The sequence below is a fragment of the Sphingomonas cannabina genome (genome assembly GCF_021391395.1).
GTDB lineage: Bacteria > Pseudomonadota > Alphaproteobacteria > Sphingomonadales > Sphingomonadaceae > Sphingomonas > Sphingomonas cannabina.
This window is the reverse complement of sequence record NZ_CP090059.1, coordinates 1,404,049-1,426,502: the sequence shown is the minus strand read 5'-3', so window position 1 is coordinate 1,426,502 and position 22,454 is coordinate 1,404,049. Positions and strand designations below refer to the sequence as shown.

Sequence of the window (22,454 nt, the reverse complement as noted above, 5' to 3'; positions counted from 1 at the left end):
TCAGGGTCCGATCAGACCCGGCTGTCGCCTTCGACAAGCTGTTCGGAGATACGCTGGGCGGCTTCGCGAACCTGAACGATCGCCTCGCGCGGCGTCAGTGATTGCTGCAGCTTCTTGAGGAATGGCACGGTGAGCGCCGCCGCGGCGCTGCCGCCGCGCATGACGGGTGCGGAGATGTCGGTGACGCCCGCGACGAACTGGCTCGGCGCCATCTCGACCTGGCGTTCGCGGATTTCGCTGGCGTGGGCGCGGAATTGCGCGAGCTCCTCCTCGGTCAGCGGCGGATCGAACAGCCTTTCCCACCGCTCGCGAACGTCGTCGGGCTGGAAGGCGTAGAGCACCGCGCCCGATGCGGCCTTCGACAGCGGACGCCGATAACCGACGCGCACGGAGAAGCCGAGCTGCTCGCTCGATTCCATCCGCGCGACCACGACCATCTCGCCGCGGCTGTGCAGCGCGAGGTGACAGGATTGGCCGAGCGAAAGGGTGAGCTGGCGCATGACCGGCAGCGCCACCTCGATCAGGTTGCGCATCCGCGGCTGCTGCATCCCGAGCGAGAAGAGCCGATCGCTGACGCGATAGCCGTCGGACGCCGGATCCTGCTCGATATAGCCGCGGAACTCGAGCACCTGGACCATGCGGAACAGCTCGCCGTGCGAGCGTCCGAGCCGGTTAACGATGCCGGTGAGCGTGACCGGCTCGCTCTCGTTCGCCAGCAGCTCGAGGATGTCGAGCCCCTTCTCGAGCGCAGGCGCACGGTAGCGACGATCCTCCTTATCCTCTGGCACTGCCGTCCCCCGCTTATCCCGCCGGAATGCGTCAGACGCGGGCCGGCGGGCCGATAGGAGAATTCAATAGAAGAATTCGCTTCGCCCGCGCAATCATCGACCGAGAGGCGACATTCCGCCGTTCCGAACGCCTTAGTCGCCGCGGAGCAGCTGCATCACGATCGCACGGATACGGCGATAATTGCCGCTCCGCAGCGGTCCTAGAAGGCCGTGCTTCTCCTCCGGAAGATGCGCCAGCGGATGGCCGTGGGGGCGGAAGACATAGTGATCGAAGAAGGCGCGCCAGGCGGCGCGCTCCCCCGCCGGCCGCTCCGCGATCGCGATCATCGCCAGCATCATCGCGGTATAGGGCGCGTCCGGGCCGGCGCTGAAGCCATCCCACCAATAGTTGACGAGCAGGTTGAATGGCGCGGTGGCCTCGACCCGGTGCCACCAGAGCTTCGGCAGATACAGCGCGTCGCCGGCGTCCAGCTCGACGGTGATGGCACGATCACGAGCAAGTTCGAAGCGGGGATAGCGTGGGTCGCCCGGCTCCGAGCCCACGGCAAGGCCGACCGGCTGGCCGGCCATCGTATGGTCGATCGGACCGACGTAGAGGTCGGCGATCGCATCCGGGGGATAGAGGGTGAACCTGCGCCTGCCCGCGACGACGCAGGCGAGATTGTCATAAGTGTCGTAGTGGCAGGCGATCTCCGACCGGCTGCCGAGCCAGATACGGGGACGGACCGATGATGCGACCATCGTCGCGCGGTTCTCTTCGGCGAAGCCGGGCAGGTGCCGGTCCGCCGGAAGCGAGCCCATGTAGACGGACGATCCCCGCTGCCCGCCTTCGGCGATCCGCGCGAGCACATCGCGGAGGCCGAGTTCCTCGCGGGCGAAATTGAAACCGGCGAGGCTCTCGTCATAGTGAAAGCGTCCGTCGATATCGGGCATTCCGACGAACGCCTCGGCCGTGATGCCGCCGTCGAACCGGAGCAGATAATCGGCGAGATCGTCGAACGAGCGCGCCGCGGCGTGTCGTGCGGGCCAATCGGCGCAGGCACCGCGCACCACCACGGGCTCGCACCGCTCGCAGACGTGCTGCCTAAAGGCTTCTGGGTCCTGGACGAGCCTGGCGTCGATGTCCCGAAGATGCTGGTCCATCACCTCTTCCTTCTCACTCCGACAGGCGTCGGTTGCGGCGATGCGCTAGGACGGGAATCTGCTGCAGCGATGCGATCATGCCATAGGCGAGCTGGAGATGGCCGCTGCGGAACAGCGCGAGCGCAGCCGAATCGTCGAGATCACGCAGCGCATCGAGGCTGACCGTGTAAAGCCCCTGGAGAGAGAGCGTCTCGCCGTCGTCGAAGCGCAGCGAGATGTCGATCGGCTCGACAAGCTTGTGCGCGAGGAGCGCGCGGATGAACGCCTCCGTCTCCTCGACCCCCGATTTCAGCAGGCCCAGCGCCCGCTGGATGCGTCGCAGCGAATCGCTCGGTTGCCCTTCTTCGTCGAACAGCGGTTTGCCGTCCGTCTCGCTGATCCGGGGATGCTCCCGGTCAATCGCGATGTCCTCGTCGGAAATGAAGAACGCCTGACGCTGGAGATCGAGCGGGCGGAACGCGTCTCCAGGTTCCGCGAGCGGGAGCTCGTCCGGTTTGAAGCCGAACATGGCACCGGCGTAGAAACGGCCCGATCCGGCATCCTTCGCGAGCAGGATCGGGCAATGGGCGGCCGCGACGGCAAATTCCGCTGCGACGATCTGCACAAAATGCGGCTCCCTCCCCGCCTCGTCGCGCAGGCGGAGCTGGCGGTGATCACTCGCATTCAGCACTTCAAGCATAGCCATTCGGCACCTCCCCTCCCGTGATCAAGAGCACTCTTGATAGCGCTAACTTTTGTTGTTAGTGTGCGCCAAAATTCGAATAACACAACAGGAGAGGATCGCGATGCTGCCAAAAGGCGGATTCCGTCACCGTTTAGATTGATCCGCAGTTCGCCGGACCCGGACCGGCGAAATAGTGCAGCCGCGTCAATGCTCCTGTCTCTAGAGGAGGGGGTATGACCGAAGGCAATATCGACACATCGGCCGTCACCGGCATCCGCCGCGTGCGCGCTGCACGGTTATCTTTCGCAACCGCGTCCAGCCTGCTTGCGATCGCCGCGGCCTCTCCAGCGCTGGCCGACGACACGCCGTCGAACGGTAGCGTTATCATACCAGTAGCACAGACACAGGCGCAGGACGGTGCCGGCGCTCCGGCACAGATCGACGAGGCCCAGGCGGACGATATCGTCGTCACGGGCCTGCGCGGCTCGCTCCAGCGCAATCTGGACATCAAGCGGACCTCGGCCGGCGTGGTCGACGCCATATCCTCGGAGGACATCGGCAAGTTCCCCGACTCGAACGTCGCCGCGTCGCTGCAGCGCCTGCCGGGCGTCTCGATCCAGCGCGCCGGCGCGCGCGGCGAGCCGCAGGGCATCACGGTGCGCGGCTTCGGCGGCGACTTCAACGAGACGCTCTACGACGGCCGCCGCATCTCGACCGCCACCGGCGGCCGCGCGGTCGACTTCAGCACCGTCGGCGCCGATTTCGTCGGCCAGCTGAGCGTGCTCAAGACGCCCGACGTCACGCTGTCGAGCAGCTCGATCGGCGCGACCGTCAACGTCGAGTTCCCCAAGCCGTTCGACTATTCGGGCATGCGGCTGGTCGCCACCGCGTCGGGCTCGATCCAGGACGACGCGGGCAAGGTGGTCCCCACCGCGGGGCTGCTGTTCAGCGACACCTTCGCCGGCGACACGTTCGGCGTGCTGGTCTCCGGCATGTACACCCGGCACGACACCCAGACCAACCGCGCCTTCGTGAGCGGCTGGCCCGGCGGCCGCTATGCGCCGTGCCAGCTCGCCGGCACCACGGCGACGAGCTGCAGCCCGACGAGCGATCCCAACAACGCCGCCTATGCCGATCCCAACAACCGGCAGACCGTCGTCGGCTGGTTCGAGCAGCAATATGGCGCCAGCCAGATCTACACCCGCGACGAGCGGGTCGACGGGCGCATCGCCCTGCAGTGGCGCCCGTCCAACGGCCTGCTGCTCACGCTCGACAACAATTTCTCGCGGCAGACCATCCGCGCCGACAATTTCGGCTTCGGCATCTGGTTCAACCAGGGTTCGCTGCGCAATGTCGAGCTCGACGAGAACGGCACCACCGTCGACTTCTCCCAGGCCGGCTCGCAGACCGACTTCACCGCCGGCACCGACCGGTCGGTCCTGCAGACCAACCAGACCGGCCTCAACCTCAAGTGGGACGCATCCGAGAACCTCAAGCTCGAGGCCGACGCCAGCTATGCCAAGAGCTGGCTCAATCCGGACGGGCGGATCAGCAGCGACAACGCCGACGTCGGCTACGGCTTCGCGATCGGCCCCGCGCTCGGCATCCGCATCGACGGCAGCAGCAAGGACACCATCCCCGTGCTGCACGACTATGGCCCGGGCGGCGACGCGTCGCGCTGGGCCGACCCCACTGTGATGGGCTCGCACGTGACGGTGCGCCAGGCCAGCAAGAACACCGACGAGCTGAAGCAGGGCCGCCTCTCCGCGAGCTGGGAACAGGAAGGCTTCCGCATCAAGATCGGCGGCCAATATGTCGAGGACCATTTCCAGTTCCAGCAGCGCAATACCTTCGCCAACAATTACTGGCAGGCCTATTCCGGCTATGGCTCGCCGTCGGGCAACACGACCGGCGTGCTCATCCCTGCGAGCCTGTTCACCGACCAGGTCAGCACGCGCGGGTTCATCCCCGGCTTCTCAGGCGCGCTGCCGCCGGTGCTGCTGAAGTTCGACGCGCGCGCCTATCAGCAGTTCCTGGAAGGGCTGGGCAATCCCCAGGCGCAGAACATCCCCGGCTTCAACTATACCGCGCCGACCGTGGGCACGAACTTCACCGGTGCGTTCGACCTGGCGCTCGACAACGGCAGCATCCGGGACATCACCGAGAAGAGCTGGGCGCTGTTCGCCCGCGCCAATTTCGACACCGAGATCGCGGGGATGCCGTTCCACTTCAACGCCGGCATCCGCCAGGAGAACACGCATCTCACGGCGATCGGCCTTGGCCAGGTACCGCTCAGCATCATCCAGAACGCCGGCGACCCGACATTGCTGACGGTAGTGCTGAGCGACCCGCAGCGGATCACCACCAAGACCAGCTATTCCTACCTGCTGCCCAGCATCGACATGAAGCTGGAGCTCACCGACAAGTTCCACCTGCGCTTCGACGCGTCGCGGACGCTCACCCGGCCCAGCCTCAACCTGCTGACACCGGTGCTGAACGTCGGCACGGGCCAGCGCGTCGGCGCACTCACTGCCAACGGAGGCAATCCGGGGCTCAAGCCCTATCTCGCCGACAATTTCGACTTCGCGGCGGAATGGTACTACCAGTCCAACTCCTACGCGTCGGTCAATTTCTTCCTCAAGAACGTCAGCAACTTCATCGTCGGCGGCACGCAGCGCCAGACGATCAACGACGTGGTCGATCCGACGACCGGCCAGCCCGCGCAGTTCGCCGTGACGCAGCAGATCAACGGCCCCGACGCGACGGTACGCGGCGTCGAGATCGCCTGGCAGCACGTGTTCGGCAACAGCGGCTTCGGCTTCAATGCCAACGCCACCTTCGTCGACACCAACAAGCCCTATGACGCCGAAGACATCTCGCAGAGCGGCTTCGCCGTCACCGGCCTTGCCAACTCCGCCAACTTCGTCGGCTTCTACGACAAAAACGGCTTCGAGGCCCGCGTGGCGCTCAACTGGCGCGACGAGTATCTCCTGCAGTTCGGCCAGAACCAGAACACCGGCTCGTTCGGATCGGAGCCGACCTTCGTCAACTCGAGCCTGCAGATCGACTTCAGCACCAGCTACCAGCTCACGAAGCAGGTCAACGTCTTCTTCGAGGCGCTGAACATCACCAACGAGACGATGAGCACCCATGGCCGCTTCGACAACCAGCTGCTCGACGTGTTCGCCTATGGTCGCAGGTTTACCGCAGGCGCTCGGTTCCGTTTCTGATACTCTCCCCTCCCGGGGGTGCCCGCGGCATCCCCGGACTTTTGCGGGACGAAGATGACCCATCCTGTACGGAAGATCGTGATCGTGGGCGGCGGCACCGCCGGCTGGCTGACCGCCGGCGTCATCGCCGCCAAGCACCGCAGCCGGATGCCCGCCGGCTTCAGCGTGACGCTGGTCGAATCGCCGAACGTCCCGATCATCGGCGTCGGCGAAGGCACCTGGCCGACGCTGAGGACCACGCTGGCGCGGATCGGCGTGTCGGAGACGGAGCTGTTCCGCCAGTGCGACGCCGCGTTCAAGCAGGGCGCCCGTTTCGCGCGCTGGACCACCGGAGCGCCGGACGACGGCTATTACCACCCGCTGATGCTGCCCCAGGGCTTCCACCAGCTCAACCTGGTGCCGCACTGGCTGGCGGAGGGGGACGGGCGCAGCTTCTGCGACGCGGTGTGCCCGCAGGGACGGCTCTGCGACGACGGATTGGCGCCGAAGACGATCACGACGCCGGAATATGACGCGGTGGCGAACTACGCCTATCATCTCGACGCCGGCAAGTTCGCGCCCTTCCTCCAGCGCCATTGCTGCGAGACGCTGGGGGTGCGCCATGTGCTGGCCGACGTCCGCCAGGTGACGCTCGCCGAGAACGGCGACATCCGCAGCATCGTCACCGAGCAGGCGGGCGAGATCGAAGGCGACCTCTTCGTCGACTGCACGGGCTTCAAGGCGCTGCTGATCGGCGAGACGCTGGGCGTCGGGTTCAAGGACTGCAGCGACGTGCTGTTCTGCGACACCGCGCTCGCCGTGCAAGTCCCGCATGAGAGCGACACCAGCCCGATCGCCTCGCACACCATCTCGACCGCGCAGTCGGCGGGATGGATCTGGGACATCGGCCTGCCGAGCCGGCGCGGCACCGGCCATGTCTATTCCAGCCGCCACATCTCCGACGACGAGGCCGAGCGCGAGCTGCGCGCCTATCTCGGTCCGGCGGGCAAGGACCTGCCGGTGCGCAAGATCCCGATCCGCTCGGGCTATCGCGAGACCTTCTGGAAGCGCAACTGCGTCGCCGTCGGGCTCGCGGCCGGCTTTCTCGAGCCGCTCGAATCGTCGGCGATCGTGCTGATCGAGCTGTCCGCCAAGCTGATCGCCGAGCAGATGCCGGTCTGCCGCGAGGTGATGGACGTGATCGCGTCGCGCTTCAACGCGACCACCCATTACCGCTGGGGGCGGATCATCGATTTCCTCAAGCTCCACTATGTGCTGTCGCAGCGCGAGGACAGCGCCTTCTGGCGCGACAACCGGCTGCCCGAGACCGTTCCCGAGCGACTCCAGGACCTGCTGACGCTGTGGCGCTACCAGTCGCCGTGGTTCCACGACGAGTTCGACCGGGTCGAGGAGGTGTTTCCGCCGGCGAGCTATCAGTACGTCCTCTATGGCATGGGCTTCCGTACCGAGGTCGAGCCGGAAGCGCTGGCCGACGAAGCCCGGATCGCCGAGCGGACGATGCGGGAGAATATCATCCAGACCGAGCGGCTACGGGAAGGATTACCGTCTCATCGTACGCTGATCCGCAAGATCGTCGAGCACGGGCTGCAGCCCGTCTGACCGCCCCGCCGACCCGGCAGCTTCTGCACATCCCAAGCGAGGACCCATGAGACATACCCTGCCCCGACTTGTCGCCGCGGCGGCCACCCTGCTCGCCGCTCCGGCCTTTGCACAGGCGGGCAACGTCACGACGGTGACCGTGCAGGCGGACCGGCCTGGACCGAGGATCGACCGCAACATCTTCGGCCAGTTCGCCGAGCATCTCGGCACCGGTATCTACGGCGGGGTGTGGGTGGGGAAGGATTCGCCGATCCCCAACGTCCGCGGCATCCGCAGCGACGTGGTCGCCGCATTGAAGACGATCCGGGTGCCGGTGGTACGCTGGCCGGGCGGGTGCTTCGCCGACGAATATCACTGGCGCGACGGCCTCGGCGATCCGGCGCGGCGCAAGCAGACGGTCAACGCCAACTGGGGCGGTGCGGCCGAGACCAACGCATTCGGCACCGACGAGTTCATGGACTTCGTCGGCCAGATCGGCGCCGAGGCCTATGTGTCGGTCAACGTGGGGTCGGGAACAGTCAAGGAAGCGGCCGACTGGGTCGCCTATATGACCGCGGACCAGCAGAGCAGCGCCGGACAGGAGCGCGCCGCCAACGGGCATCCGGCGCCCTACAAGGTCAAATACCTCGGCATCGGCAACGAAAGCTGGAGCTGCGGCGGGGCGATGCGGCCGGAATTCTATACCGACCAGATGAAGCTCTACGCCCGCTTCGTGCGCAACTACAATCCGGCCCAGGCCAAGGACGAGCCGATGCAGCGCATCGCGGTCGGCCCCAGCGACGACGACACCAGCTACACCGAAGCGGTGATGAAGGCGTGGAAGGCCCATGACTGGAGCTGGAACATCGAGGGGCTGTCGTTCCATTCCTACACCGTCGGCGGCTGGCCGCCGTCCTATCCCAGCACCGGCTTCGGCGAGGACGATTATGCCAAGCTGGTGAAGGCGACGCTCGCCATGGACGGGCGGATCGCCACCCATTCGGCGATCATGGACAAATATGATCCCGAGAAGAAGATGCCGCTCGTCGTCGACGAATGGGGCGTGTGGCTGGCGCCGCTGCCGGGGACCAATCCCGGCTTCCTGGCGCAGCAGAACTCGCTGCGCGACGCGATCATCGCCGCGCTCAACGTCAACATCTTCGCCCGCCATGCCGACCGCGTGCGGATGACCAACATCGCGCAGATGGTGAACGTGCTCCAGGCGATGATCCTGACCGACGGGCCGAAGATGGTGCTGACGCCCACCTATCATGTCTTCAAGATGTACCTGCCGTTCCAGGACGCGACCTTCGTGCCCGTGAGCTTCGAGGCGGGCCGCTACCGGCGCGGCGACGTGGAGCTGCCGCGCGTCGATGCCGTTGCGGCGCGTGCGACCGACGGGAAGCTGTGGCTGGCGCTGGTGAACGTCGATCCGAACGAGACGTCCGAGATCCGCGTGGCGGTGCCGGGCCTGTCGGTCCGCCGCGCGGGAGGACAGGTGCTGACGGCGGCGAACGTCAATTCGGTCAACACGTTCGAGGCGCCGGATACGGTCGTGCCGAAGCCGATTACGGGGCGTGTCGAGGGTGGCGCCGTCACTGTCCGGCTTCCGGCGAGGTCGGTGGCGATGCTTTCGCTGGAGCGGTGAACCGCTTCCGGTGCTCCTGCGAAAGCAGGAGCCCTGGCCGCGAACGACATACCCATGATCCAGGGCTCCTGCTTTCGCAGGAGCACAGGTCGATCAGCTAGCGCCGATCGACATTTGAGGTTGCAGGTCTTCCGTAGCCCCCTTCCCGACCGTCACCCCGGACTTGTTCCGGGGTCCACTGCGCCTTGCCGACTGCGCTCAAAACCTCTTGCCCAGTCCTTGCCTCCCGGTGGCCCCCGGAACAAGTCCGGGGTGACGGTGAGGACGGCCCAGATGTCGTCACTTCCTCAAATGTCGATCCGGCTAGGCCATCGCCATCAGGCTGGCATTGCCGCCCGCCGCGGTGGTGTTGATCGAGGTCGACACCTCCTCGACCAGCCAGTCGAGACGGTAGCCGGCCGTGCCCGCCTGGGTCAGCACGATCGGGCCGGGCAGCGCGGCGATCGCCTGGTGCAGGGCGCGGACCCGCTCCGCGTCGCCTTCGATCAGCGCGCCGGCGAACGGCCCCGCCGCCGTCCAATCCTCGACCCAGCGCACGCGAGGCACGAGGGTCGGCGGCAGAGCGGGCCGGATCGCCGGATCGGCCTGGACGACGAGGTCGTTGCCGCTCGCAAGGCCCGCGGCGAGCTGAGCGATCAGGCCGGTGCGCGTCTCCGGCAGCAGCAGGATGCGGCCGCGCGGGTGGAGCGCGTAGAGGTTGCGCTCGCCGACCGGGCCGGGCAGCTCAAGCTCGGCAGACAGCGGAACGCCCGGCAGCTTGCGGACCATGTCGGCCGCCGCGCCGTCTCCCGCCGCGTCCAGCGACAGCGCGAGGTCGCGCACCGCGGTGGCGGTCGCGGCGACGGCGAGCTGCGGCGGCAGCGGGGCGCGGCGCACCAGCCGGCCGAGATAGAGCGGGCCGCCCGCCTTCGGCCCGGTGCCCGACAGTCCGCGTCCGCCGAACGGCTGCACGCCCACCACCGCGCCGATCACGTTGCGGTTGACGTAGAGGTTGCCCGCCTTCACCCGCCGGGTCACGTGCGCGATCGTCTCGTCGAGCCGGGTGTGGAGGCCGAAGGTGAGGCCATAGCCGGTGGCATTGATCCGGTCGATCAGGCGATCGATCTCCGCGCGCTTGAAACGAACGACGTGAAGGACGGGACCGAACACTTCCCGCTCGAGCTCGCCGATACTCGTGAGTTCGATGATCGTGGGCGGAACGAAGGTGCCGTGCGCCGTCTCCTCTGAAAGCGGCAGTTGCTCGACCTTGTGGCCGCGCGAGCGCATCTTTTCGATGTGCTTCTCGATGTTCGCCTTGGCCTCGGCGGTGATGACGGGGCCGACGTCGATATCAAGGCGATCGGTCCGCCCGACGCGCAGCTCGCGGAGCGCACCCTTTAGCATCGCCAGCGTGCGGTCGGCGATCTCCTCCTGGAGGCAGAGGATGCGCAGCGCCGAGCAGCGCTGGCCGGCGCTGTCGAAGGCGGAGGCGAGCACGTCGGCCACCACCTGCTCCGCCAGCGCCGAGGAGTCGACGATCATCGCATTCTGCCCGCCGGTCTCGGCGATCAGCGGGATCGGCTCGCCGGCGGGCGAGACGCGCTTGGCGAGCTCGGCCTGGATCAGCCGCGCGACCTCGGTCGAGCCGGTGAACATCACCCCCGCCGTCTCCGGCGCGGCGACCAGCGCGGCGCCGATCGCGCCGTCGCCGGGGAGGAGCTGCAGCGCGTCGGCTGGGATGCCGGCCTCGTGTAGGATGGCGACGCCGGCGGCGGCGATCAGCGGAGTCTCCTCGGCGGGCTTGGCGAGCACCGTGTTGCCCGCGACCAGCGCAGCGGCGATCTGGCCGGTGAAGATCGCGAGCGGGAAGTTCCACGGGCTGATGCAGGTCACCGGGCCAAGCGAAGGCTGATCCGCCGCCAGTACGAGGCGCGCCTGCTCGGCATAATAGCGCAGGAAGTCGATCGCCTCGCGTACCTCGGAAATCGCGTTGGGCAGCGACTTGCCCGCCTCGCGCATGACCAGGCCGAGCAGCGACGGCATCCATTCCTGCATCAGATCGGCGGCGCGTTCGAGGCGGGCGGCGCGCTCGGCGGGAGGAACGGCAGCCCAGGATGGCGCGGCGGCCAGGGCTGCGCGGACGGCGGCTTGAGCCTGCTCGGGCGAGACTTCGACGACGGTGCCGACGCGGTCGCGGTGGTCGGCGGGGTTGAGCACCGGGCGCGGCGTACCCTCGCCGTCCGCCGGGGCGGCGCTCCAGTCCGAATGGGCGCCGGCGCGCATCGTCTCTCCCAATGCCGCCAGCACCGTCTCGTCGCTGAGGTCGAGCCCCGCCGAGTTGCGCCGGGCGCCGTAGAGATCGCGGGGCAGCGCGATCATCGGGTGCTTCTGCCCCGGCTCGGCCATCGCCCGCACCGTCTCGACCGGATCGGCGGTCAATTCGGCGATCGACACGTCGGGGTCGGCGATGCGGTTGACGAATGAGGAATTGGCGCCGTTCTCCAGCAGGCGCCGGACGAGATAGGCGAGCAAGGTCTCGTGCGTGCCGACCGGCGCATAGATGCGGCACGGCCGGCCGAGCCCGTCCTCGCCCACCACCTCGTCGTAGAGCGGCTCGCCCATGCCGTGGAGGCACTGGAACTCATAGTCGCCGGTCGCGAACTCCGGCCCGGCCATCTCGTAGATGGTGGCGAGCGTCTGCGCGTTGTGCGTCGCGAACTGCGGGAAGACGACCTCGCGCGCCGCCAGCAGCTTGCGGGCGCAGGCGATATAGGCGACGTCGGTGTGGACCTTGCGGGTGTAGACGGGGAAGTCCGGGAGGCCGTCGACCTGGGCGCGCTTGATCTCGGCGTCCCAATAGGCGCCCTTGACCAGCCGCACCATGATCCGCCGCTTAGAGCGGCGCGCGAGGTCGACGATCCAGTCGACCACGAAGGGGCAGCGCTTGCCATAGGCCTGCACCACGAAGCCGAGGCCGTTCCAGCCGGCGAGGTCCGGGTCGAACGCCAGGCTTTCGAGCAGATCGAGCGAGAGCTCGAGCCGGTCGGCCTCCTCGGCATCGATGTTGAGACCGATATCGTGGCCCTTGGCCAGCACCGCCAGCGCCTTCACGCGCGGCAGGAGTTCGCCCACCACGCGGTCGGCCTGGGACCGCGAATAGCGCGGGTGCAGCGCGGAGAGCTTGATCGAGATGCCCGGCCCGCCATAGACGCCGCGCCCCGCCGAGGCGGCGCCGATCGCGTGGATGGCCGCCTCATAATCCCGGTAGTAGCGATCGGCATCTACGGCGGTGGTCGCGGCCTCGCCGAGCATGTCGTAGCTGTATTGGTAGCCCCGCGCCTCCAGCGGGCGGGCGCGCTTCAACGCCTCCTGGATCGTCTCGCCGGTGACGAACTGCTCGCCCATCATCTTCATCGCGAGGGCGACCGCGCGGCGGATCACCGGCTCGCCGGTGCGGGCGATCAGGCGGGTGAGCGCCGCTCCCAGCCCGCGGTCGTCGACGCTGCCGGCGAGCTTGCCGGTGACCACCAGTCCCCAGGTGGCGGCGTTGACGAACAGCGAGCGCCCCTCCCCCAGATGCGCCTTCCAGTCGCCGCCGGCGATCTTGTCGCGGATCAGCGCGTCGCGGGTGTCGTCGTCGGGGATGCGCAGCAGCGCCTCGGCGAGGCACATCAGCGCGACGCCTTCCTCGCTCGACAGGGCATATTCCTGCACCAGCCCCTCGACGCCGTTGCCGCGGCGTTTGGCGCGCAGCGCCTCGATCAGCGCGGTGGCGGTGCGGGCGGCGGCGGCACGGACCGGCCCGGGCAGCGTCGCCTGCTCGATCAGCGGGGCGAGGCAGTCGGGCTCGGGGCGGCGATAGGCGGCGGTGATCGCCTGCCTCAACGCGCTCTGCTGGCGGATCGGCGGGGCGAAATCGGCGAAAAGGGGCGGGAGTTGGGAAGGTTGCGCCATGGGTGCCTCGGTCGGGATATGCGCTTTCCCTATCGCAAATGCATCTGGCGATCCGACTTATCCTGCGGCATCAGAAGGTCCATTGACCTTCATTCATGCCAAGGTTTCAATCAGATGGCCTCTACCAAGACCATATCTGGCGAAATCGACCAATTCGACCGTCGGATCATCGACCTGCTGCGCGAGGACGGGCGGATGTCGGTGGCGGAGCTCGCGCGCCGCGTCGGCCTGTCCAAGACGCCGTGCCAGGTGCGCCTTAGGCGGCTGATCGACCAGGGCTATATCCGCGGGTTCCGCGCGATCGTCGATCCGGCGCGGCTGGGGCTGGACCATATCGCCTTCACCGAGGTGAAGCTGTCCGACACGCGCGAGGCGGCGCTGGAGGACTTCCGCCGCGGGGTGCTGCGCATCAAGGAAGTCGAGGAATGCCACATGATCGCGAGCAGCTTCGACTATCTGCTCAAGGTCCGCACCGCCGACATCCGCAAGTACCGCGAAGTGCTGGGCGAGCGCATCTCCAACCTGCCCCATGTCGCCAGCACCTCGACCTTCGTCGCGATGGAGACGATCCGCGACGCGATGTGAGGCCTATTCGCTCGGCGCCGTCGTCCAGCCGAGCTGGGGGATGGCGATCGAACGGCGGCCCGACAGGTCGACGCGGGTCACGATCATCCCGCGGCTTTCCATATAGGACAGCACGCGGCGCGCGCGGCCGAGCGACTCCGTGCCATAGGCCGCGGCGATCGCCTCGTCGCTCGGGCCCTGCTCGCCTTCGCGGGCGGCGTGGGCGATGAGCAGGAAGGCGCCGAGCATGTCGTCGGGGACGCCGCGCGCCGCCTCCAGCGCCGGCGCCCACTCCGCGTCCAGCCCGGTGAAGATGCCGGCTCGCGCCGCCGCCAGCCGGCGGGTGAAGCCCGAGGCGTCGAGCGGCGGCCGGCGCACGCCCGCCATGCGGCAGCGGACCTGGAAGTCCTGGTAGAGCACCGCCGCCGGCTTGGCGCGGGAATCCGGGTCCTCGATGATGCCGCGCAGCGCCTCAATCACCACCGGCTCGTGGTCGACCAGCACCTCCTCCTCCGGCTCGAACTCGGCAGCGGCGGCGGCGGCCTCGGTCAGCTGGTCGAGCACGCTCACCATCGGCGCCGGCGCGCGCACCGGGGGCGGGGGCGGGATGAGATACGGCTCCTCGACCGCGGCCAGCAGCAGGTCCTTGATCTCGACCGCGGAGGTCTCCGGCAGCGGGATCAGCGACGGGCTGCTGCTGCGTGCCGAGGTCTTCACCGGCCCGATGGCGATCGTCACCGGCCGCCGGGCGATCGCCGGCCCCAGCCCGAGGAAGGTGCCGCGGCCGAGGTCGCGGATCGTCTCCGCCTGGCGCCGCTCCATGCCGAGCAGGTCGGCGGCGCGGGCCATGTCGATGTCGAGGAAGGTGCGGCCCATCAGGAAGTTGCTCGCTTCCGCCGCGACGTTCTTCGACAGCTTGGCGAGCCGCTGGGTGGCGATGATGCCGGCGAGCCCGCGCTTGCGCCCGCGCGACATCAGGTTGGCCATCGCCGACAGCGAGGTGCGCCGCGCCTCCTCGCTCACCTCGGCGCCGGCGGCGGGGGCGAAGATCTGCGCCTCGTCGACCACGACCAGCGCCGGATACCAATGCTCGCGCGGCGCATCGAACAGGCCGTTGAGGAAGGCGGCGGCGCAGCGCATCTGGCCGTCCATCTCCAGCCCCTCCAGGCTCAGCACCACCGAGGCGCGGTGCTCGCGGCAGCGCATCGCGAAGCGGGCGATCTCGCCGACCGAATAGTCCGCCGCCTCGATCGCGACATGGCCATAGGCGTCGGCGAGCGTGACGAAGTCGCCCTCCGGGTCGATCACCGCCTGCTGCACCTGCGCCGCACTGCCCTCCAGCAGGCGGCGCAGGAGATGCGACTTGCCCGAGCCCGAATTGCCCTGCACCAGCAGGCGCGTGGCGAGCAGTTCCTCGAGATCGATCGAGACGGTCCTGCCGGCACCGTCCGCCCCCATGTCCACCTGAAACGTCATCGCGGGCGACTTGGTCGATGTGACCGGTCGAGGGCAAGTGATTCCCGCGAACATGCTATAAGGCGAGCGGTCCGCCGGAGGAGACTGCCCATGGAAGCCCCCAGGGAACCCGCCGCCATGTCGCGCGGCACCGCCATCGCCTATGCGGCCGGGTTGCCGCTGGCCCTGCTCCTGCTGCTGTTCCTGCCGGCGGGATCGATCGGCTGGCGGCCCGGATGGGTGTTCGTCGCCGTGCTGGTGCTGGGCTTCGGCGCGTCGGCGCTGGTGCTGGCGCGGGTCAATCCGGTGATCTACCGCGCCCGCAGCCGGTTCCAGCCGGGGACGAAGGGCTGGGACAAGGCGCTGCTCGCGGTGATCCTGCCGGCGATGGTGGCGATCCTGCCGGTCGCAGCGCTCGACGCCGGGCGATTCCACTGGTCGGCGGTGCCGGCGTGGCTGGTGGTCCTGGGCTATGCCGCGCTGCTCGCCGGCATCGCGGTGACGGCATGGGCGCAGGCGGTGAACCCATTCTTCGAGCCCGGCGTCCGCATCCAGTCCGAGCGCCACCAGCGGGTAATCGACGGCGGGCCGTACCGGTTCGTGCGCCATCCGGGCTATGTCTCGGCGCTGCTGCTGTTCTTCGGCATGGCGCTGGCGCTGGGATCGTACTGGGCATTGGTGCCGGCGGCGATCGCCTCGGCGGTGCTGGTGCTGCGCACCGCGTGGGAGGATCGGCTGCTGCATGCCGAGCTTCCCGGATATCGGGACTATGCCCGCCGCGTGCGGTCGCGGCTGGTTCCCGGCATCTGGTGAGGTATCGGGCAGGCGAAGGTCGACCGGTTGACTAAATTGACGCGCGGCGCGTGTTTGCAGGCGGATGTGGCGCCGATACGAGAGGGACGCGACGGGAGCGCGACGGGAGCGCGACACCAACGCGACGCTAACGCGACACTGGCGCGACGCTAATGCGACACTGACGCGGCGGGATTGCGACACCGACGCAACACCGACGCGACACCGACGCGACACCGACGCGACACCGACGCGACACCGACGCGACACGGAGGAGATCGACAGGGTCAAAGAGCGACCGACGCTCGCGCAAATCGGACCGCGTAGGTCAAGCAGGCGAAATCCTACATTGCAAGGGACGAGCCGGTCGATCGCGCGGCCATGCCTCAAGCCCCTCCCCTGAAGGGGAGGGGCTAAATCGCTGCAATATCGTGCGTGGAACCACGCAGTAGTCACTCGGCCGGCTGAGCGGCGAAGTCCCCCCGCTCACCGCGCCCGAACCGGTGCGCGACGATCGTCGGGACCAGCGCCTGGCCGGCGACGTTCACCGCGGTCCGGCCCATGTCGAGGATCGGGTCGATCGCGAGCAACAGCCCCGCGCCCTCGAGCGGCAGGCCCAGCGTCGAGAGGGTCAGCGTCAGCATCACCGTCGCGCCGGTGAGGCCGGCGGTCGCCGCCGAGCCGAGGACGGAGACCAGCACGATCAGCACATAATCCCCGGGGTGGAGCGGGATGCCGTAATATTGCGCGACGAACAGCGCCGCGATCGCCGGATAGATGGCGGCGCAGCCGTCCATCTTGGTGGTGGCGGCGAGCGGGACCGCGAAGGCCGCATAGGCGCGCGGCACGCCGAGGCGGCGCTCGACCACTTCCTCGGTCACCGGCAGCGTCGCGATCGAGGAGCGCGAGACGAAGCCGAGCTGGATCGCCGGCCAGGCGGCGGCGAAGAAGCGGCGCGGGCTGAGCCCGTTCGCCAGCAGCAACGCCGGATAGACCACCAGCAGCACGAGCGCGAGGCCGGCATAGACCGCGAGCGCGAAGGCTCCGAGCGCGGACAGCGACTGCCAGCCGTAGCGCACCACCGCGCCACCGAGCAGCGCCGCGGTGCCGATCGGGGTCAGGCGGATCACCCAATTGAGGATGCGGCGGAAGATCGCGAGCGCCGAGGCGTTGAAGGCGAGGAAGGGCGCCCCCGCCTCCCCCACGCGGATCGCGGCGATGCCGACCGCGATGGCGACGACGATGAGCTGGAGGACGTTGAAGCCGAGCGCGGTCCGGGCGGCGCCGTCGGCGAGCTTGGTGCTGCCCTCGATCGCGAGGATGTTGCCGGGCACCAGGCCGCGCAGGAAGTCGAGCCAGCTGCCGGTGGTCTCCGGCCGGGCCGCGGCGGCGGCGGAGACGCCGGTGTGGACGCCGGGCGCGATCAATGTGCCCAGCGTCAGGCCGATCAGCACGGCGACGAGCGCGGTCGCGGCGAACCACAGGAAGGTGCTCGCGACCAGCCGCGCGGCGTTGGCGAGATCGCGCAGTGCCGCGATCGAGGAGACGATGGCGGTGAACACCAGCGGGGCGACAAGGGCCTTCAGCAGCTGGACGAAGATGTCGCCGACGATCTTGAGCGTGCTCGCGAGCCCCTCCGAACCGGTCGCGCGGCCGACGAAGCCGAGGACGAGTCCGACGGCCATGCCGATCAGCACCTGGACGCCGAAGGAGGGGAGATAAGCGGGACGGCGAGACGCCATTCATATCCTCCCCGGCACGGGGAGGGGGACCGCCGAAGGCGGTGGAGGGGGTTCTCCATAAGCGATGCAGAGGAGGTGGGCCCCCTCCACCAGCTTCGCTGGTCCCCCTCCCCGTGCCGGGGAGGATTTTAGGGGCTCGAAGTCACTCATCACACACTCCCCTCGCCCCCACGCAGGGCATTACCGACCAGTTCGAAGAAGGCGCGGCTGGTGGCGGTGCGGGCGCCGTCCCATTCGGGATGCCATTGCACCGCGAGCACCTCGCCGCCGCACGGACGCGCCGAGATCGCCTCGATCAGGCCGTCGTCGGTCGCGGTCGCCTCGACGGTGAGGCCGCCGCCGAGACGATCGACGCCCTGCTCGTGCACCGAGTTGACGATCGTCCGCCGCTCGCCGCTGGCATGGGCGAGCCGGCCGCCGTCGGCGAGGTCGATCGCGTGGCAATGGGCGAACTGATCGTCGTAGCCGTCCAGCGGGTCGCGATGGTGGCGGCCGCAGCAGACCTCGCTCGACAGGCTGCCGCCGAACAGCACGTTGAGCTCCTGGAACCCGCGGCAGATGCCGAACACCGGCTGGCCGCGCTCGATCATGTGCCCGGCGAGCTGGAGCGCGACCTGGTCGCGCTGCTCGTCGAGGCGCCCGCTCTCGGTGAGGTCGGGCGCGCCGTAGCGCCACGGCGCGAGATGCGAGCGCGAGCCGGTGAGGAGCAGGCCGTCGAGCCGCTCCGCGACCGCGCCGCAATCGTTGGCGTCGGCGAGTGCGGGGATCAGCAGCACGGTTGCCCCGGCGATGCGCGTCAGCGGCTCGATGAAGCGCGAGGCGACCACCTGCACGGGGCGGTCGATCCGCTCGTTGCAGCACAGGACGCCGATCGCGGGGCGGCGCGCGGTCATGAGGCGGCCTTCTCCAGCGTCTCGCGCATCGCGAGGCCGGCGGCGGACTCTAGCTGGCGTGCCTCGGGCTGGACCACGACCGATCCGGGCGGCACGTCCGACAGCAGCCAGACGTTGCCGCCGATCGTCGAGCCGCAGCCGATCGTGACGCGGCCGAGGATGGTGGTGCCGGCGTAGATGACGACGTCGTCCTCGACGATCGGGTGGCGGGCGTAGCGCTCGCGCACGCTGAGGCGGGCGGCGCCCAAGGGGCTGCGCGCGCCGAGCGTGACGTGCTGGTAGAGCCGCACGCGCTCGCCGACGATCGCGGTCTCGCCGATGACGACGCCGGTGCCATGGTCGATGAAGAAGCTGCCGCCGATCGTCGCGCCGGGGTGGATGTCGATGCCGGTGCGCTCGTTGGCGAGTTCGGAGATGACGCGCGCGACGATCGCGGCGCCGAGGTTGTAGAGCTCGTGCGCGATGCGGTGGTGGAGGCTGGCGATCGCGCCGGGGTAGCAGATCAGGATCTCGTCGACGCTGCGCGCGGCGGGATCGCCGAGGAAGGCGGCGTCGACGTCGCTGTCGATCAGGCGGCGGATGTCGGCGAGCGTCGCGGCGAAATGGGTGACGATCGTGCGCGACTGGTCGGGGTCGAAGGGGGCGGCGTTCTCGCCCTGCCAATAGTCGAGCTCGTGGGCGATCTCGGTCTCGAGCGCGGCGAGCGCGCGGGCGAGCCGGTCGGCGACGAAGCCGTCCTCGGCCTCGTCGGGTCCGTCGAACTGGCCGATCCGGCGCGGGTAGAGCGCCGCCGACAGGTCCGCGATCACGCCGGCGAGCGCGCGCTGCGAGGGGAAGCGGCGGACGTTCGGCTGGTCCGAACGCGTGCCGCGCGCCTCCAGCCGCGCTGTGCGCAGTGAGGCGACCGCCTGCGTGATGTTGGGATCCGACGGCATCAGACGTACCCCGTTAAGCCCCTCCCCTTCAGGGGAGGGGTTGGGGTGGGGCCTGGCCTCAAGCGACGTGGCCTGCCGCACTCCCCCACCCCCAACCCCTCCCCTGAAGGGGAGGGGCTAAATAGGTTGATTCCGGCCATTCAGGCCCCCTGCGGTTGCTTGACAGTGCGCAGGTAAGGCTTGTGCGCGGTCCAGCCGTCCGGGAACAGCGCCTTCGCCTCCTCGTCGCCGACCGAGGGCAGGATGATGACGTCCTCGCCATGCCGCCAGTCGGCGGGGGTCGCGACCTTGTGCTGCTCGGTAAGCTGGATGCTGTCGATCGCGCGCAGGATCTCGGCGAAGTTGCGCCCCGTGGAGGCGGGATAGGTGAGCGTCAGGCGCACGCGCTTGGCGGGATCGATCACGAAGACGGTGCGCACCGTCGCCGTGTCCGACGCGTTGGGATGGATCAGGCCGAGCAGCCCGGCGACGCGGCGGTCCTTGTCGGCGATCAGCGGGAAGTTGAGCTCGGCCTGCTGAGTCTCGGCGATGTCCCGCGCCCAGGCGTGGTGGCTCTCGACCGGATCGACCGAGAGGCCGATCACCTTGACGCCGCGGCGGTCGAACTCGGGCTTGAGCCTCGCGACTGCGCCGAGCTCCGTGGTGCAGACCGGGGTGAAATCCTTGGGATGCGAGAAGAGCAGCACCCAGTCCGTCCCCGCCCATTCGTAGAAATTGAGCGGCCCGGCCGTCGATTGCTGGGTGAAGTCCGGAACGGTGTCGAGCAGTTTCAGCGACATGGCACGTCTCCTCAGGCGACGACGTGCAATATCCTATTCGACGAGTAGGAAATCAGCGGAAGAAAAATTTGGCGCGCCCAAATCCAGCTTTCGATCGCGGCGGAGGTGGCTCGTCCCATTCCGTTACAACAGTTTACATGTCTGATGATTGTTTGCCTAACCCCCTGTTTGCTAGCACTCGCGCCATGTATGAGACCGGGCGCATCGGGAGAGCCTCGGCGAGCGATCGGCGACGGCCCCTGCCGCGGCCAGTTGCGTTTTAGGTCAGGGGGCGGGGGACTGGCATTTGCGTATCGCAATCGTCGACGATGACGAAAGCCTGATCGAGTTCGTCCGTGCTCCGCTTGCGGCGGCCGGGCACAATTGCTCGATCTATCGCACCGGCGCGGCGCTGCTCGCGGCGCTGCGGCAGAATACCTTCGATCTCATCGTGCTCGACTGGAACCTGCCCGACGCCGCCGGCATCGCTTTATTGCGCTCGATCCGGGAAGCGGTTTCACGCGCCACCGCGATCATCATGCTGACCAGCCGGGCGGACAAGGACGACATCACCGCGGCTCTCCACGCCGGCGCCGACGACTATGTGGTGAAGCCCGAGAGCGCGGCGGTGATCGTCGCGCGGGTCGAGGCGGTGCTGCGCCGGGCGGTGCCGGGCGCGGCCCAGCAGCGGACCGTGTCCTTCGGCCGATATGTCTTCGACCGGCTTACCGAGCGGGTGCGGATCGGTGCGGAGGAGGTCGCGCTCAGCGCCAAGGAGTTCCAGCTCGCGCTCACCCTGTTCGAGAATGTCCACCGCGCGCTGTCGCGCAGCTACCTGCTCGAGACGATCTGGCAGAGCTCGGGCGACCTGCCGACGCGCACGCTCGACATGCACGTCTCGCGCGTGCGCACCAAATTGCAGCTGACTCCCGACAACGGCTATCGGGTCGTCGCGATTACCGGCTATGGCTATCGCATGGAGCGGTTCGGGGCGGAGGACACGGCATGATCGTCGCGGCGGCGTTGCTGAGCTCCGCCGCGCCTGCGCCTCCTGCCCCGCCTCCTCCCGATGCCGGCGAGACGATCGTCTATGTCGTGCGCAAGGGGGACACGCTCTACCGCCTGACCAACAGCTTCGTCGTGCCGCCGCGGACCTGGCGGTCGCTGCTCGGGCTCGCCCGCATCCGCGATCCGCGCCAGCTGCCGATCGGGCGCAGGATCGCCGTGCCGCGGGCCTGGCTGCGCTACACGCCCGAGCCGGCGCGGCTGGCGAGCTATCGGGGGACGGTGCGCCTCACCGCGGGCGGGCGGGCGGTGACGCCGGCGATCGGCGCGCTCGTCGGCGAAGGCGCGGAGATCGCGACGGCGGCGAACAGCTTCGTGACGCTCGTTCTCGCCGACCGTTCGAAGATCGTGCTGCCCTCGCAGAGCCGGGTGCGCGTCCGCCAGCTGCGACGCGTGCTGCTGACCGGGACGATCGATTATCGGATCGAGGTGCAAGGGGGACGGCTCGAGACCAAGGTGGCGCCGCTCGACGGCCCCGACGCGCGCTATCGTATCCAGACGCCGGTCAGCATGACCGCGGTGCGCGGCACCGAGTTCCGCGTCGCCTACGCGCCCGAGCGCAACGTCGCGGCGACCGAGGTGCTGGAGGGCGTGGTGTCGATCACGGGGACCGGGGGTGCCGGCAAAGGAACGACGCTGCAGCCGAGCAACGGCGCGACGGTCGACCGCAGCGGTGTCGTGCGGACCGAGACGCTCCTGCCCGCGCCCGATCTCGACGATCCAGGCCGGATCCAGACGCGCGACGCGGTGGAGTTCCGCGCCAATCCCATCGCCGGGGCGACCGGCTATCGCGCGGTGATCGCGGCCGATGCCGGCTTCGTCGAGAATCTGGCGGAACAGCTTTCCGGCGACGGCCGCTTCGCCTTCACCGACATCCCCAACGGCCGGCAGTTCGTGCGCGTCTGGGCGATCGCGCCGAGCGGGCTGGAAGGGATGGCGCAATCCTATGGCTTCACCCGCCGCCTCGCCTCGATCCATGGCGCGGTGGAGGCCGGCGACGACGGCTACCGCTTCCGCTGGTTCGGCGCGGGGAGCGGGGCGCGGCGCTATCATTTCCAGCTCATGCGCGGATCGCCCGACGCGCGGCCGATGGTCGACCAGGTCGGGCTTTCCAGCGACACGATCACGCTCGGCAACCTGCCGGCGGACGTCTATTACTGGCGCGTCGGGCTATTGCAGGTCGAGAATGGCGAGAGCGTCGAATCCTGGACCGATCCGGAGAAGCTCACCATTGCCGCGCCCTCGGGACGCGGCGGGCGTCCCTAA

At 68.6% G+C, this 22,454-nt stretch carries 16 protein-coding genes; 7 read left to right on the top strand and 9 right to left on the bottom strand.

The genetic code is table 11. From position 1 onward, the window contains the following. Positions 1 to 11: 11 nt before the first annotated feature. The 3 genes from LZK98_RS06855 to LZK98_RS06845 form a co-directional block, all read right to left on the bottom strand. Positions 12 to 788: an IclR family transcriptional regulator gene (locus LZK98_RS06855; protein ID WP_233785655.1), complete on the bottom strand. Its 777-nt coding sequence runs from the start codon at positions 786 to 788 to the stop codon at positions 12 to 14. Positions 789 to 920: 132 nt separating this feature from the next. Continuing rightward, positions 921 to 1,931 carry a cupin-like domain-containing protein gene (locus LZK98_RS06850; RefSeq protein WP_233785654.1) on the bottom strand — a complete coding sequence of 337 codons (1,011 nt, stop codon included), beginning with the start codon at positions 1,929 to 1,931 and terminating at the stop codon, positions 921 to 923. Positions 1,932 to 1,944: 13 nt separating this feature from the next. After that, on the bottom strand, positions 1,945 to 2,616 hold the full coding sequence (locus tag LZK98_RS06845) for a SapC family protein (RefSeq protein ID WP_233785653.1): 672 nt from the start codon (positions 2,614 to 2,616) through the stop codon (positions 1,945 to 1,947). Between the two features lie 212 nt (positions 2,617 to 2,828). Between LZK98_RS06845 and LZK98_RS06840 the strand changes: the two genes are divergently transcribed. From LZK98_RS06840 to LZK98_RS06830, 3 genes are read left to right on the top strand one after another with little or no spacing between them, the layout of a single operon-like run. Continuing rightward, positions 2,829 to 5,825: a TonB-dependent receptor gene (locus LZK98_RS06840; protein ID WP_233785652.1), complete on the top strand. Its 2,997-nt coding sequence runs from the start codon at positions 2,829 to 2,831 to the stop codon at positions 5,823 to 5,825. Positions 5,826 to 5,879: 54 nt separating this feature from the next. After that, positions 5,880 to 7,424 (top strand): tryptophan halogenase family protein, encoded by a 1,545-nt coding sequence (locus LZK98_RS06835; RefSeq protein WP_233785651.1) that lies wholly within the window; start codon positions 5,880 to 5,882, stop codon positions 7,422 to 7,424. A 46-nt stretch (positions 7,425 to 7,470) separates the two neighbouring features. Beyond that, positions 7,471 to 9,051, top strand: a complete 1,581-nt coding sequence (locus LZK98_RS06830) for an alpha-N-arabinofuranosidase (RefSeq protein ID WP_233785650.1) — start codon at positions 7,471 to 7,473, stop codon at positions 9,049 to 9,051. Between the two features lie 303 nt (positions 9,052 to 9,354). Here the strand turns inward: LZK98_RS06830 and putA are convergent, their stop codons facing one another. Next, a complete protein-coding gene (gene putA / locus LZK98_RS06825; protein ID WP_233785649.1) occupies positions 9,355 to 12,984 on the bottom strand; it encodes a trifunctional transcriptional regulator/proline dehydrogenase/L-glutamate gamma-semialdehyde dehydrogenase in 3,630 nt (1,209 codons plus the stop codon). 114 nt (positions 12,985 to 13,098) lie between these two features. Here putA and LZK98_RS06820 point away from each other — a divergent pair, with 114 nt between their 5' ends. Further along, positions 13,099 to 13,569, top strand: a complete 471-nt coding sequence (locus tag LZK98_RS06820; protein WP_233785648.1) for an Lrp/AsnC family transcriptional regulator — start codon at positions 13,099 to 13,101, stop codon at positions 13,567 to 13,569. A gap of 3 nt (positions 13,570 to 13,572) precedes the next feature. On the opposite strand, the gene LZK98_RS06815 is transcribed toward LZK98_RS06820, so the two are convergent. After that, positions 13,573 to 15,024, bottom strand: a complete 1,452-nt coding sequence (locus LZK98_RS06815; protein ID WP_233785647.1) for a helicase HerA domain-containing protein — start codon at positions 15,022 to 15,024, stop codon at positions 13,573 to 13,575. Between the two features lie 90 nt (positions 15,025 to 15,114). Here LZK98_RS06815 and LZK98_RS06810 point away from each other — a divergent pair, with 90 nt between their 5' ends. Continuing rightward, a complete protein-coding gene (locus tag LZK98_RS06810) occupies positions 15,115 to 15,816 on the top strand; it encodes a methyltransferase family protein (RefSeq protein ID WP_233785646.1) in 702 nt (233 codons plus the stop codon). Positions 15,817 to 16,247: 431 nt separating this feature from the next. Here the strand turns inward: LZK98_RS06810 and LZK98_RS06805 are convergent, their stop codons facing one another. The 4 genes from LZK98_RS06805 to LZK98_RS06790 all read right to left on the bottom strand — a co-directional run bounded on the left by LZK98_RS06805 (position 16,248) and on the right by LZK98_RS06790 (position 20,144). Then, positions 16,248 to 17,537: a dicarboxylate/amino acid:cation symporter gene (locus LZK98_RS06805; RefSeq protein ID WP_233785645.1), complete on the bottom strand. Its 1,290-nt coding sequence runs from the start codon at positions 17,535 to 17,537 to the stop codon at positions 16,248 to 16,250. Positions 17,538 to 17,686: 149 nt separating this feature from the next. Then, positions 17,687 to 18,430, bottom strand: coding sequence for a gamma-glutamyl-gamma-aminobutyrate hydrolase family protein (locus LZK98_RS06800; protein WP_233785644.1), 744 nt, complete (start codon positions 18,428 to 18,430; stop codon positions 17,687 to 17,689). After that, positions 18,427 to 19,365 (bottom strand): serine O-acetyltransferase EpsC, encoded by a 939-nt coding sequence (gene epsC / locus LZK98_RS06795; RefSeq protein WP_233785643.1) that lies wholly within the window; start codon positions 19,363 to 19,365, stop codon positions 18,427 to 18,429. The genes LZK98_RS06800 and epsC overlap by 4 nt, the downstream gene beginning before the upstream one ends. A 140-nt stretch (positions 19,366 to 19,505) precedes the next feature. After that, on the bottom strand, positions 19,506 to 20,144 hold the full coding sequence (locus LZK98_RS06790; protein WP_233785642.1) for a peroxiredoxin: 639 nt from the start codon (positions 20,142 to 20,144) through the stop codon (positions 19,506 to 19,508). A gap of 286 nt (positions 20,145 to 20,430) precedes the next feature. Here LZK98_RS06790 and LZK98_RS06785 point away from each other — a divergent pair, with 286 nt between their 5' ends. Beyond that, positions 20,431 to 21,132: a response regulator transcription factor gene (locus LZK98_RS06785; protein ID WP_233785641.1), complete on the top strand. Its 702-nt coding sequence runs from the start codon at positions 20,431 to 20,433 to the stop codon at positions 21,130 to 21,132. Continuing rightward, complete coding sequence (locus LZK98_RS06780; RefSeq protein ID WP_233785640.1) at positions 21,129 to 22,454, top strand: FecR domain-containing protein; 1,326 nt, start codon at positions 21,129 to 21,131, stop codon at positions 22,452 to 22,454. Before LZK98_RS06785 ends, LZK98_RS06780 begins: the two co-directional genes overlap by 4 nt.

Coding starts and splice junctions, on each gene's coding strand:
- LZK98_RS06800 (WP_233785644.1), bottom strand. CDS start 18,430: ATGACCGCGCGCCGCCCCGCGATCGGCGTCCTGTGCTGCAACGAGCGG.
- LZK98_RS06835 (WP_233785651.1), top strand. CDS start 5,880: ATGACCCATCCTGTACGGAAGATCGTGATCGTGGGCGGCGGCACCGCC.
- LZK98_RS06840 (WP_233785652.1), top strand. CDS start 2,829: ATGACCGAAGGCAATATCGACACATCGGCCGTCACCGGCATCCGCCGC.
- LZK98_RS06830 (WP_233785650.1), top strand. CDS start 7,471: ATGAGACATACCCTGCCCCGACTTGTCGCCGCGGCGGCCACCCTGCTC.
- LZK98_RS06820 (WP_233785648.1), top strand. CDS start 13,099: ATGGCCTCTACCAAGACCATATCTGGCGAAATCGACCAATTCGACCGT.
- epsC (WP_233785643.1), bottom strand. CDS start 19,365: ATGCCGTCGGATCCCAACATCACGCAGGCGGTCGCCTCACTGCGCACA.
- putA (WP_233785649.1), bottom strand. CDS start 12,984: ATGGCGCAACCTTCCCAACTCCCGCCCCTTTTCGCCGATTTCGCCCCG.
- LZK98_RS06805 (WP_233785645.1), bottom strand. CDS start 17,537: ATGGCGTCTCGCCGTCCCGCTTATCTCCCCTCCTTCGGCGTCCAGGTG.
- LZK98_RS06815 (WP_233785647.1), bottom strand. CDS start 15,024: ATGACGTTTCAGGTGGACATGGGGGCGGACGGTGCCGGCAGGACCGTC.
- LZK98_RS06780 (WP_233785640.1), top strand. CDS start 21,129: ATGATCGTCGCGGCGGCGTTGCTGAGCTCCGCCGCGCCTGCGCCTCCT.
- LZK98_RS06810 (WP_233785646.1), top strand. CDS start 15,115: ATGGAAGCCCCCAGGGAACCCGCCGCCATGTCGCGCGGCACCGCCATC.
- LZK98_RS06850 (WP_233785654.1), bottom strand. CDS start 1,931: ATGGACCAGCATCTTCGGGACATCGACGCCAGGCTCGTCCAGGACCCA.
- LZK98_RS06845 (WP_233785653.1), bottom strand. CDS start 2,616: ATGGCTATGCTTGAAGTGCTGAATGCGAGTGATCACCGCCAGCTCCGC.
- LZK98_RS06790 (WP_233785642.1), bottom strand. CDS start 20,144: ATGTCGCTGAAACTGCTCGACACCGTTCCGGACTTCACCCAGCAATCG.